This window comes from Nocardia sp. NPDC059764 (assembly GCF_042732555.1).
Lineage (GTDB): Bacteria > Actinomycetota > Actinomycetes > Mycobacteriales > Mycobacteriaceae > Nocardia.
The window spans coordinates 26,931-37,803 of record NZ_JBHWHH010000062.1 but is presented as its reverse complement, the minus strand read 5'-3'; the positions used below and the strand labels follow the sequence as shown (position 1 = coordinate 37,803).

General features: G+C 68.0%; 11 protein-coding genes and 1 pseudogene. 4 read left to right on the top strand and 8 right to left on the bottom strand.

The features are described 5' to 3' along the window. The 3 genes from ACFV4K_RS16210 to ACFV4K_RS16200 all read left to right on the top strand — a co-directional run. The coding region (locus tag ACFV4K_RS16210; protein ID WP_379275553.1) for a hypothetical protein at positions 1–219 on the top strand (219 nt) is incomplete at its 5' end. A gap of 248 nt (positions 220–467) precedes the next feature. Further along, positions 468–1,337: a TIGR03619 family F420-dependent LLM class oxidoreductase gene (locus ACFV4K_RS16205; RefSeq protein WP_379275551.1), complete on the top strand. Its 870-nt coding sequence runs from the start codon at positions 468–470 to the stop codon at positions 1,335–1,337. Positions 1,338–1,354: 17 nt separating this feature from the next. Next, complete coding sequence (locus ACFV4K_RS16200) at positions 1,355–1,795, top strand: nuclear transport factor 2 family protein (protein WP_379275550.1); 441 nt, start codon at positions 1,355–1,357, stop codon at positions 1,793–1,795. 42 nt (positions 1,796–1,837) lie between these two features. Here ACFV4K_RS16200 and ACFV4K_RS16195 read toward each other — a convergent pair whose 3' ends face one another. Then, positions 1,838–2,734, bottom strand: a complete 897-nt coding sequence (locus tag ACFV4K_RS16195) for a LysR family transcriptional regulator (RefSeq protein WP_379275548.1) — start codon at positions 2,732–2,734, stop codon at positions 1,838–1,840. 48 nt (positions 2,735–2,782) lie between these two features. Here ACFV4K_RS16195 and ACFV4K_RS16190 point away from each other — a divergent pair, with 48 nt between their 5' ends. Next, on the top strand, positions 2,783–3,508 hold the full coding sequence (locus tag ACFV4K_RS16190; RefSeq protein WP_379275547.1) for an SDR family oxidoreductase: 726 nt from the start codon (positions 2,783–2,785) through the stop codon (positions 3,506–3,508). Positions 3,509–3,585: 77 nt separating this feature from the next. Here ACFV4K_RS16190 and ACFV4K_RS16185 read toward each other — a convergent pair whose 3' ends face one another. From ACFV4K_RS16185 to ACFV4K_RS16155, 7 genes and pseudogenes are all read right to left on the bottom strand, one after another. Next, positions 3,586–4,893, bottom strand: a complete 1,308-nt coding sequence (locus ACFV4K_RS16185) for an FAD-binding oxidoreductase (protein ID WP_379275545.1) — start codon at positions 4,891–4,893, stop codon at positions 3,586–3,588. A 24-nt stretch (positions 4,894–4,917) separates the two neighbouring features. Next, positions 4,918–6,378 carry an amidase gene (locus tag ACFV4K_RS16180; RefSeq protein ID WP_379275543.1) on the bottom strand — a complete coding sequence of 487 codons (1,461 nt, stop codon included), beginning with the start codon at positions 6,376–6,378 and terminating at the stop codon, positions 4,918–4,920. Beyond that, a complete protein-coding gene (locus tag ACFV4K_RS16175) occupies positions 6,375–6,848 on the bottom strand; it encodes a DUF2871 domain-containing protein (protein ID WP_379275541.1) in 474 nt (157 codons plus the stop codon). The genes ACFV4K_RS16180 and ACFV4K_RS16175 overlap by 4 nt, the downstream gene beginning before the upstream one ends. Further along, positions 6,835–7,002 (bottom strand): hypothetical protein, encoded by a 168-nt coding sequence (locus ACFV4K_RS16170; protein WP_379275539.1) that lies wholly within the window; start codon positions 7,000–7,002, stop codon positions 6,835–6,837. The genes ACFV4K_RS16175 and ACFV4K_RS16170 overlap by 14 nt, the downstream gene beginning before the upstream one ends. 73 nt (positions 7,003–7,075) lie before the next feature. Continuing rightward, positions 7,076–10,081 carry an ATP-binding protein gene (locus tag ACFV4K_RS16165; RefSeq protein WP_379275558.1) on the bottom strand — a complete coding sequence of 1,002 codons (3,006 nt, stop codon included), beginning with the start codon at positions 10,079–10,081 and terminating at the stop codon, positions 7,076–7,078. A gap of 39 nt (positions 10,082–10,120) precedes the next feature. Beyond that, a pseudogene (locus ACFV4K_RS16160) lies at positions 10,121–10,309 on the bottom strand (winged helix-turn-helix domain-containing protein); the annotation flags it as partial. Between the two features lie 152 nt (positions 10,310–10,461). After that, entirely contained in the window at positions 10,462–10,839 is a 378-nt protein-coding gene (locus tag ACFV4K_RS16155) for a VOC family protein (RefSeq protein WP_379275538.1), read from the bottom strand. Positions 10,840–10,873 lie beyond the last annotated feature (34 nt).

Below are 10,873 nucleotides of genomic sequence, written 5' to 3'. Positions count from 1 at the left end.
CTGACCCCCGTGGGAACTACCGAATACGGACCAGGTGACGTCGTCTATTTCCCGACCGGGCCATTCTCCGGAATCTGCGCCGTAGTCCGCACCGTCGACCTGCGCCGCGAAGAACTCCGCATCGACTTCGCCGAAGGCCTCACCCACCGCGAAGGCGGTGTCCTCCACGAACGCCGCCACACCTTCACCGTCCGCTTCGACGAAGTGGAACTCGTCTAACCGCCTCTGAGCGACACGGTTCCCATGCCCGCGGCCCAAACTCCCCCGCCCGGATTCCATTCGGTGACACCCCGCGTGGTGGTCTTCCAGATCGCGAGCCGACGCGGAACCATCGCGTGACGAGCATGCCGGACGTCCCATCCGCAGGGTTGCTGTTCCCGGAGATCGAGACTCTGCGGTGAGGAAGCTGGGATGGTGGGTGATGGTGGTGGCACCTGTCACAGTGCCATCCAGGAGGTCTGACCGTCGTGCGATTCCACTTCGCTGAGGCTGCGGGCGACCCCGCCCATTGGCTCCCGCTGGCGCGATCGCTCGAGGAGGTCGGATTCACCGGCATCTGTTTGGCGGACAGCCTTGCCTATCCGACGGAGTCCGACGCGCGGTATCCGTATACGGAGGATGGGACGCGGGAGTTTCTGCGGGGGAAGCCGTTTATCGAGCCGTTGGTGTTGGCCGCTGCGGTTACCGCCGTCACCAGCAGGCTGGAGGTGACTCCATTCGTATTGAAGTTGCCGGTGCGGCCGCCTGTTCTGGTTGCCAAGCAGGCGGCGTCGGTCGCGGCTTTGAGTGGGGGCCGGTTGTCGTTGGGCGTGGGGATCAGTCCATGGCCGCAGGACTTCACGATGATGGGTGTGGAGTTCGAGAAGCGGGGCAAGCGGCTCGACGAATGCATCGATATCGTTCGCGGGCTGTGCGGAGGCGGGGTGTTCCAGTTCCACGGGGAGTTCTACGACATTCCCGAGATCCAGATGAATCCGGTTCCCGCGCAGCCATTGCCGATTCTGATCGGTGGGCACAGCGAGGCGGCATTGCGGCGGTCGGTGGTGCGGGGCGACGGGTGGATGAGCGCGGGTGGGAGCAGCGAAGAGCTGAACAGGATACTCGGGCGACTGGGTGAATTGCGGCGAGAATTGGCTCCGGAGAAGGAGTTCCGGACCTTTGCCGCGTCTCGGGAGGCGTTCACGGTCGGCGGGGTGCGGCGCCTGGCGGATTCGGGGGTCACCGATGTGGTGGTGGGGTTCCGCGGGGTTCACGAGAGCGGCCCCGACGAGCGCACTCTCGATCAGCGGATCGAACAGATCGAAAAGTACGCGGCCACGGTCATCACGGCGCTCTGAAATCCGAGGAGAAGATCATGGACACGATCGAATCGATTCGTCGACTGAAGTACCGCTACCTTCGGGCACTGGACCTGAAGAACTGGGACGAGTTCGCCGACACCCTCACACCCGATGTCACCGCCGAATACGGTCACCGCCTCTCATTCCCGGACCGTGACGCCCTGGTCGGCCACATGCGCAATAGCCTGACCGCCGCGATCATCACCGTCCACAACTGCCACCACCCCGAAATCGACATCGACGGTGACACCGCCACGGGCACCTGGTATCTCACCGACCAGGTCATCTTCACCGAACAGCGCCAAATCCTCTCCGGTGCCGCCTTCTACTCCGACGAATACCGCCGCTGCGACGACGGTGTCTGGCGGATCAGCAAAACCGGCTACACCCGCAGCTACGAGGCCATGGAATCGGTCAGCGACACCTGGCAGCTGCTGGAGAACCGCTGGCGCTGAGCGAGTGCTGTGTGAGCACGCGGTATTCGCCGATGGCATCGGCTACAGGCGTGTCGCCGTCCGGACGAGGTCGGCGACGGCTTTGGATCTGCTGTGCGGCGGCCAGGCGATGACGGTCGTGACGGCCGGCGCGTCCGGCACCGGCACGATGGCGTGATCGTCGCGTAGTTGGGCTCGGAGCGACTCGGGCATGAGCGCGCAGGCCCGTCCGAGCGTGATCAATTGGGTCAACTGGGTGTGGTCGCGAACCTGCGGGCCGGGGCCGTCCGGATAACTCCCATCCCGTCGAGGCCAGCGCGGCAGGGGCAGATCCGTCAGGGTCTTGACCTCGGCCATCGACATATGGGGTCGGTTGGAGAGGGGATGCCCCGCAGGCAGGACCAGGACCTGTTGCTCGATGTAAAGGTCTTCGGTGTCGAATCCGGCTGTCGTGTCGTAGGGCCGCTGGAGCAGGGCGATGTCGACACTCCCGTTGCGTAGCAGGCCTTCCGATTCGCCGGGCCCGCACAGCATTACCTCGACGTCGACCGCGCCGGGGTCGGCTGCGAAAGCGTCCAGCAGCTTCGACAACAGTTCTCTGGACGCTCCCGCCTTGGTGGCCAGCACCAGACCGGGCCGGTCGGCAGCGGCACGGCGGGTGCGGCGCTCGGCGGCCTCGACCGCTTCGAGGGCGAGCCTGGCCTCCCGCAGCAGCACCGACCCGGCCTCGGTCAACGTGATCGCGCGCGAAGCGCGGTGCAGCAGAACGACTCCGAGCCGCCGTTCGAGCTGCTGGATCGCCCGCGACAGCGGTGGTTGCGCCATCGCGAGCCGTTGCGCCGCCCGCCCGAAATGCAACTCCTCGGCGACGGCGACGAAGTATCGCAACTCCCGGGTCTCCACCACGTCATCGTATCGGGCGCTGAACAGGACGAATACCCGTGCGGTATCGTCGCCCACCCAATCGGTCTTGGACGCCTCACCCGAGTCGGCAGCACGATCGGCGGTGTGAGTGAACGAACGATTGCGCTGGTGACCGGCGCGAACAAAGGAATCGGATTCGAGATCGCCGCGGGCCTGGGCGCCCTGGGCTGGCGAATCGGTGTGGGCGCGCGGGACCGGCAACGCCGCGAGACCGCGGTGGAGAAGCTGCGCGCGGCCGGGACCGACGCGTTCGCCGTACCACTCGACGTGACCGACGACGCGAGTGTTGCGGCCGCGGCCGAGTTGATCGCCGAGCAAGCCGGAGGGCTCGATGTCCTGGTCAACAATGCCGCGATCACCGGCGGTATGCCGCAGACACCGACCACGGTCGATCCCGCGACCGTGCGAATCGTGGTGGAAACCAACGTGATCGGGGTCATCCGGGTGACCAACGCGATGCTGCCGATGCTGCGAGCCTCGGCTTCGCCGCGAATTGTGAACATGTCCAGCAGTGTCGGTTCGCTGAGCCTGCAAACCACACCCAGCATCGATATGGGCCCGGTTCCCGCCGCGTACTTGGCGTCGAAGACCTTCCTCAACGCTGTCACCATCCAATACGCCAAGGAACTGAGTGGCACCGGCATCCTGATCAACTGCGGCTGCCCCGGTTTCACCGCCACCGACCTCAACGGTTTCAGCGGCGTCCGCACCCCACAACAGGGCGCGGCCGTCGCGATTCAACTCGCCACCCTGCCCGACGACGGCCCGACGGGCGAATTCATCGACGACGCGGGAGCCGTGCCCTGGTGACAGCCACGTGGCCGTGCTGTGCCTCGCCGATCGTGAACCGCGGGGCACAGCAGGGCGGCGGGTTCGAAACCGCAGGGTCAGTGGAGGATCGGGAAGTTGGAGCGGAACATGCCGTGTGGGTCGCGGGTGTGCTTGAGCTTTCGGAGCCGGTCCAAGGTGCCAGCGTCGAAAACCTCTGTGGCGCTGTCGCCGGCGGACAGAACGGTGAACGGTTTGCGGCCGCTGACTCGTGCGCCCAGTTCGGCGATGATGCGCTTCTGAGTGGCCTGTACCGCGGCGACGGTGTCCGGGGCTGAGCCGATCGCCTGCAGAGACAAGGTGTAGGGCTCCGCGAACGATGGGACCGCGCCGTCGGTGGGCTCGGCGAGCGCACCTCCCAGCTGCCGGAGCTGGATGCCCATCAGCGGGTCGATCGGTGTGTGAAGCAGGATCTCGGCGGCGGTCTCGTCGAGGGTGGTCAGCACCTCGGTGCGGATCAGCCCGGGGCCGGGGGCGGTGGGTTCGTTGACGATGGCGCCCAGCTCGGCCGGGGACAGTTCCCGGCGCGTGTCCGCGAGGGCGCCGTCGATCGCGTCCAGCTGTCGCAGCAGTTCCCGTGCGTGCGCCGGTTCGCCCAGATAGGTGGTGGCGATCGCGATGACTGGCGGAGCTTGCGGCAGTTCCAGCCGGTTGAGCCAGACCGTCAGCTCGGGCGGGGCGTTGTCGGTGATCTCGCGGAAGGCGGCGCGGACGGCATCGGTCCGCGCGGCCGGCCAGGCGATCAGACCGCCGAACAGGGCGGGTGCCGGGAACAGATCGAACTCCATGGCCGTCACCAGCGCGAAATCGCCTCCGCCGCCGCGCAATCCCCAGAACAGCTCCGGATCGGATTCCGCGGTGACCCGGGCCGGACGGCCTTCGGGGTCGACGATGTCGAAAGCCCGGACGCTGTCGGCCGCCCACCCGTGTTTGCGGCCGAACCACGACAATCCGCCGCCGAGAGTGTAGCCGACCACGCTGACCACCGGGGAGCTTCCGGCGAGCCCGGTCAAGCCGTGTGGCGCGGCCGCCGACTGCACCTGGCCCCAGTTGGTTCCCGCGCCGACACGGGCACGCCGCCGCACCGGATCCACCTCGACCTGATCGAGCCGGCCGGTGCGAATCAGGATGCTGTCCGCGGTATTACCGGAGGCGCCGTGGCCGTTGGGCTGCGCGGTCACCGAGAGGCCCGCGCTGCGGGCGTACCCGACCACGGCGGCCATATCGTCGGCGTCCTCGACCTCCACGACCGCCGCGACCGGCTGGTCGATGTTCAGATTCCACGGCGTACGTGCGTTGTCGAACTCCGCGTCGCCCGGCAGCAGTACTCGTCCGCGCACAGCAGATCGCAATGTGTTGTGTGACATGAGGATTCCTTTGTTGCGAAATGTTCAGAGGGCAGAGCCCGAGCCACCGGCCGTAGCCCGACCGAAGGCGGGGCACTGCATGGTCGGGTCGGTTGCCGGGGAGATCGGTGTGGGCATCGGGAAGGCCGCCTCGATATGGGCGGCGGCCCTGAGCGCGCGACGCTCGGCGAACGGGGCGGTGATCACCTGGACCCCGATGGGAAGACCTTCGACCGAGACGCCCGCCGGGACCGTCACCGCGGGCAGGGACAGGTAGTTCGCGGCGATCGTGAGGCGGTGCGCCGCATACATGGTCGCGACCTGTGCGGTGCCGCCGAGGTCGTAGTCGACCGGCCATGGCAGTTCGGTCGAGACCGGGCCGAGCACGATCGGGTGCTCCGCGAGGAACCGGGACCAGGCCGCGCGGCGGGTGAGACGCTCACCCAACGCGGTCATATAGCCTGCCAGGTCCAGCGGCGGGAACAGGTTGATCGCCGCGTCCACGAAGGTGTTGAGTCCGGCGCTGCCGAAGCGTCGCATGGCCTCACGACGCTGCACCACCACTTCGGTGGACACCAGTCGGCCGTAGTCGGCCGCCACGTCCCCCAGGTGCGGCGGATCCAGTTCGGCCACCGGATATCCCGCTTGTTCGAGGGCATCGGCGCAGCGGAGCACCGCGGACCGCACCTGCGGATCGATATCGTCGCCGAGGGTGATCGCGACCGCGGGCGGGGTGGTGTCCGTCGCGTCCGGCACCGGAATCCATCCCGGATCGCGCACGTCGGCGCTGTCTCTCAGCACCTCGAACACCGTCGTCAGATCACGCACGGTACGCGCCAAGGGGCCGGGCGAGGCGAACAGTTGGTTCGTCGGCGCGGGTGCGGACCCGGGCAGGCTGGATGCCACCGCCACCCGGCCGGGGGTGGTGCGCAGGGAGGCGACCCCGCAGAACGCGGCGGGCACCCGCAGCGAACCGCCGAAGTCGGTGCCCAGGCCCAGGGGCGTCATGCCCGTCGCCACCGCGGCCGCGTCGCCACCGCTGGAACCGCCCGGGCTGCGTGTCGGGTACCACGGATTCACCGTCGGGCCCGCCGCGTCGTTGTCGGTGTGCCAGCGAGTGGCGAAGTCCGGCATGTTGGTTCGCCCGATGACTATCGCCCCGGCTCGCCGCAGCGCGGCCACCGCGGGTGCGTCCGCGGTCGCGACGGACTGTGCGACGCCCGCCACGCCCCAGGTGGTCGGGCTGCCCGCGACATCGAGGTTGTTCTTCACCGTGACCGGGACCCCGTGCAGTGGCCCGACCGGGGCCCTGCGGTCGGCCACGGCGGCTTCCGTGCGCGCGGTGTCGGCGAATATCGTAGCGAGCGCGCCGATTTCGGAATCGACCACCGCGATGCGGTCGAGGTGCGCCTCGACGACCTGGGACGCGGTGACCGCGCCCGCAGCGATCAGCGCCGCGAGCGAGACCGCATCGTGCGTCCAGAGGGCGTCGTGACTGGTGCTCACGGTGCCTCCTGCTCAGCGAATACCGCTGCGGTGCGCACGGTTCGGCTGGCTTCGACGGCTTTGCCGAGAGCGATGAAGAAGACGATCAGCCCGGCGGTCAGCAAAATGTGGCCCAGACCGGCGACCAGCGCGATGGCTTCGTTGCTGTTCTTGCCGAGCACGGTGAGGGTTCCGTGCAGCGTCATGACCGCGATCGTGATGGCCAGGCCGGTGTTGTACAGCCAGAAAAACCAGGCGAACAGGCTCTTCCAGGCGCTGAGCGTGAACTGCTTCTCCACGGCCAGCACGATGAGGAAGAACAGCATCCCCAGCGCCAGCACATGGGTGTGCACGACACCGAGCTGCGTCTGCCCGGTGAAATGTTCGATCTTGGTGATCTCGCGGTAGTACAGCCCCGAGAACACGCCGATGATCATGTAGATGTGGGCGGTGGTGACCAGCGTCTTCATCGGGCGCTCACCGGTTCTCACGTCGCAGCACCAGCACGCCGCTGGTGGCCACCATCGCGGCGGTGAGACCGTGCACCGACAGGGCGGTCGCGGTCGAGCCGCGGCGATGGTGGCCACCTGGTCGGCGGGAACCACGCACGGAACCAATGGATTCCGTGTTCGAGGGGACGGGCATGTGCACTCCTGGATCGGTGGGATTCGCGTCCCGAGCATCCAGTGCGGCCCGTACCGTCCGCTGACAGTCGTTGTCAGCGAACGGTACGCAGCAGTTCGAGCACCGCCTCGTCCGGAAGTCGTGCGCCCGCGAGGAACTCCGCGCCCAGGCGCGCCGCGCCGAGCGCCGCCTCCGCTTGGTCGAGCGCGCGCCGCCGGAACGGGCCGATGCGGATCACTCCGGCCCGCCGGTTGATCCGGTCGGTGGCGCCGAGAATCCGCGCCGCGCTGCCCGGAGCGTCCTTCGCCAGCGCGACCAGGGCATAACCGATTCCGATCTCGGCCAGCAGCGCCGCCGAGGATTGGGCGGCCAGATCGCGGGGCACCGCCAGCTCCCGCAGCGCGTCGTCCGGCCGACCGGCCGCGACCAGGGCCGCCGCGTGGGCGGTGGTCACGAAGACCAGGTTCACGAAGCGGACGGTGTCGTGGCGGCCCGCGGGCGGCGGGCCGATGGGGAGCGGATACTCGGCCATGCGTCGGTACAGCTCGATCGCGCCGTCGTCGTCGCCGCGCAGATGCGCCAGGTGCGCCTGCATCGCGGTCAGGAAGCGCCCGGGCGCGGGAATGATGTGCGGCGTGATCACGGCTTCGGCCCGATCGATGTAGGCCGCCGCGGCATCCGCGTCGCCGCCGACCAGGTACATGTCGGCGGTGAACAGCAGCACGCCCATGCGCTCGCCGGCGCCCAGATCGGGGCTCAGTAGTTCCAGCGCGCTCGCGATCAGGGGGCGAGCGCTGTCCAGGCCGAGCATCCGGGTCCGGTAGCTGGCCAGGGAGATCAGGGCGCGGCTGTGGGACCGGGCGTCGCCGTGCGCGCTCAGGCAGGCCACGGCCGCCTCCAGTGCCGGTAGCGCGCGGGCCGGATGGTCGCCGCCGAGTTCATCGAAACCCTTGGCGATCAGCGCATTTCCGCGCAACCACGGATCGTCGGAGGTGGTGCACGCGGTCAGCAGGCGGTCATCCTCGCCGAGCAGGTCACGCAGCGCCAGGATCAAGACGAACATCGGGTGCGGGGGCCGGTCCTCGGTGAGGGCCGCGCGGGTCAGTCGCTCGAATTCCCCGGTGTTCTCCCGGATTTGACCCCACCAGATGTTGGTGAAGTATGCCGGCACGTCCTCTGCGTACCGGCAGGCCAGGTAGGCCCCGGTGCAGCCCGGCGGTGGTGTGTCGCCGAGCAGGGCGAGGACCTCGCGGCGGCGTTCGGAGATGTCCGCGTGCAATCCGCGCAGCAGCCAGTACCAGACGAGATTCGCGAACAGGCGAACCGCACGCTCGCCGTCGCCGACCTCCAGGGCCCAGCGCAGAGCGGCCTCACCATTGCCGTGTTCGGCGATCAGGCGCGCGAGCCAATCCGGTTGCGCGGTCGTGCGCAATCCATGCGCGGCGGCGTCCGTGAATTCCAGGAAGTAGTCGGCATGGATGCGGGCGACCGCGTCCGCCTCGCCGCCCGCGGTCAGTTCGGCGGTCGCATAGGCTCGGATGGTCTCGGCCATTCGATAGCGCTGCCCATCGAAGTCCACCAGCGACTTCGCCACCAGCGAGGAGACCGTGTCGATGGCGTCGGGACCACACACGCCGATGACGGCGTCCAAGGTCGCACCACCCGCGAAGAGGGAGAAGCGCCGCGCCGCGGTGGCCTCCGCATCGGTGAGCAGCTCCCAGCTCCAGGCGACCGCCGCGTGCAGGGTGCGATGGCGCGCGACCGCGTGACGAGTGCTGTTGGTGAGCAGCCGGAATCGATCGGTGAGCCGTGCCTCGAGCTCCGGTAGCGGCAGGCTCCGAAGGCGAGCGGCGGCCAGTTCGATGGCCAGCGGCATGCCATCGAGTTCGCGCACGATGGCCCGGATACCGGCCGAATTGCCTTCGGACAAAACGAAATCCGGAAGCGCCGCCGTGGCGCGGTCGATGAACAAGCGGACCGCAGGTGATGCGACGGCAGCGGGGAAATCGGCATCGGCTTCAGGCAGATCCAAGGTCCGGACCGGATACAGCCGCTCGCCGTCCACGCCGATCGGTTCCCGGCTCGTGGCGAGGACCCGCAGCAGGGGGAGCCGCTGCAGGAGATCGTCGATCAGACGGGCGGCTGCCTCCACGACATGCTCACAGTTGTCGAGTACCAGCAGCATTCGACTGCCGGACAGCGTCCGTTCCAGTACGTCGGCCCACTCCGTGGACAGCTCGTCGGGTCGCTCGAATTGGGTGAGGGCATTCGCTATCGCCACCCCGACCGCGGTCACAGCCGACCGGTCGGCTCGTTCGCGCTCGAGTGCGGCCAGTTCGACGAAGGCGTAACCATCCGCCCAATCCACGGCGTGCGCCCCGACCGTCTCGGCCGCGAGTCGGGTCTTCCCCACGCCCCCGGAACCTGACAGCGTCACCAGCCGGTTCTCGCGCAGCGCCAGCCGCACCCCTTCCACATCGTGGCCGCGTCCAACGAAACTGGTGTGCCGCCGGGGCAGCGACGCGGCGATCTTCGATGTACCGCTGGTGCTGGATACTTCCGCGACTCCCGTCGAATTCGAGCCCGATTTCGTCTCGATGGCAGGTTCGGCGACCACGCGATCCCGAGGCGCGGTGGTATGGATCTCAGACAAAGCCGAGCGCAGCACCTCGGCAGGCGCGGTGCCGAGTTCTTCTCGCAGCAAAGACTCAATGCGCTGAAACTGCTGCACCGCCTCAGATGTTCGTCCCGCTGACGCCAATGCCCGCACCAGCCGCGCGGCCAGCGTCTCACGGTAGGGATGCGCCACCACCTCCGCGTGGAGCTCACGCAGCGCCTCACCGCCGCGACCCGAGGCTCGCAAAGCGTCCGCCCACAGTTCGATTGCGTCCAGCCGTTGCTCGGTCAATCGCAGTGCCGCAGCACGCAATACCTCCGACTCCCCCACATCGGTCAACGGTTCCCCGCGCCACAACGCCAACGCGGCATCAAAGCGCGCGACTGCCGCTTCGGCCTCCCCAGCCGCAAGCAACGCCCGCCCCGCCGCCACCTCACGAGTGAACCGATGCGCATCGACATCCTCGGGCGCAAGCTCGAGCACATACCCGCCCCCATCACTCCGCACCACACCCGGCATCGCCGCCCGCAACCGACTCGCCAAGGTCTGCAAAGCATTCCCCGTCCCCGCAGGCGGATCCTCCCCCCACACCCCATCCACCAGTCGCGCCGCCGGCACCACCCGCCCAGCCTCCAACGCCAGCAACCCCAGCAACGCCCGCACCCGAGGCCCCCCGACCGGCGCCCGCGCCCCGTCTGCAGCCTCCACCATCACCGGACCCAACAGTCCTACCAGCATGAATCACCCATCGCACAATCGATCCTGCGTGGCATCGAGCCTCTCGTCAAACCGCACCAGGTTGAGCACCGCGAACCATCAGCGGCATGAACGGATGCTCGGCACTTTCAGGTGGTCGCGCGGAATCATCGATCGGTGCCGGGCGCAATGGTCAGGCAAAAGGGATGGCCCGAAGGATCGACAAGCACCCGCCAGCGTTCGGGGGCGGGCTGGAAGTCCGGTTTGGTTGCGCCGCAGTCGATGGCTGCCCGCTCTGCGGCATCGAGATCGGTGACGAACAGATCGAGGTGCATTTGCTTGGGCACCACATTGTTCGGCCAGTCCGGTGGCCTGTGGTCGGCCACATGCTCGATCGTCAACGTCACCTTCGAGCCCTGCAGCACGACCAACTCGTCTGATTCGTAGCGCAGGTCGAAATCCAGTAGTGCGCGGTAGAACACCGCGAGTCCACGTGGATCGCGGCTGTCGAGTGCGATCGCACCGAACCTGGCAATTGCAGTCATAGCTCCCCCGAGGCTTCCGGCCCAGCCGCTCGCT

Coding starts and splice junctions, on each gene's coding strand:
- ACFV4K_RS16170 (WP_379275539.1), bottom strand. CDS start 7,002: ATGCCCGTCCCCTCGAACACGGAATCCATTGGTTCCGTGCGTGGTTCC.
- ACFV4K_RS16200 (WP_379275550.1), top strand. CDS start 1,355: ATGGACACGATCGAATCGATTCGTCGACTGAAGTACCGCTACCTTCGG.
- ACFV4K_RS16155 (WP_379275538.1), bottom strand. CDS start 10,839: ATGACTGCAATTGCCAGGTTCGGTGCGATCGCACTCGACAGCCGCGAT.
- ACFV4K_RS16185 (WP_379275545.1), bottom strand. CDS start 4,893: ATGTCACACAACACATTGCGATCTGCTGTGCGCGGACGAGTACTGCTG.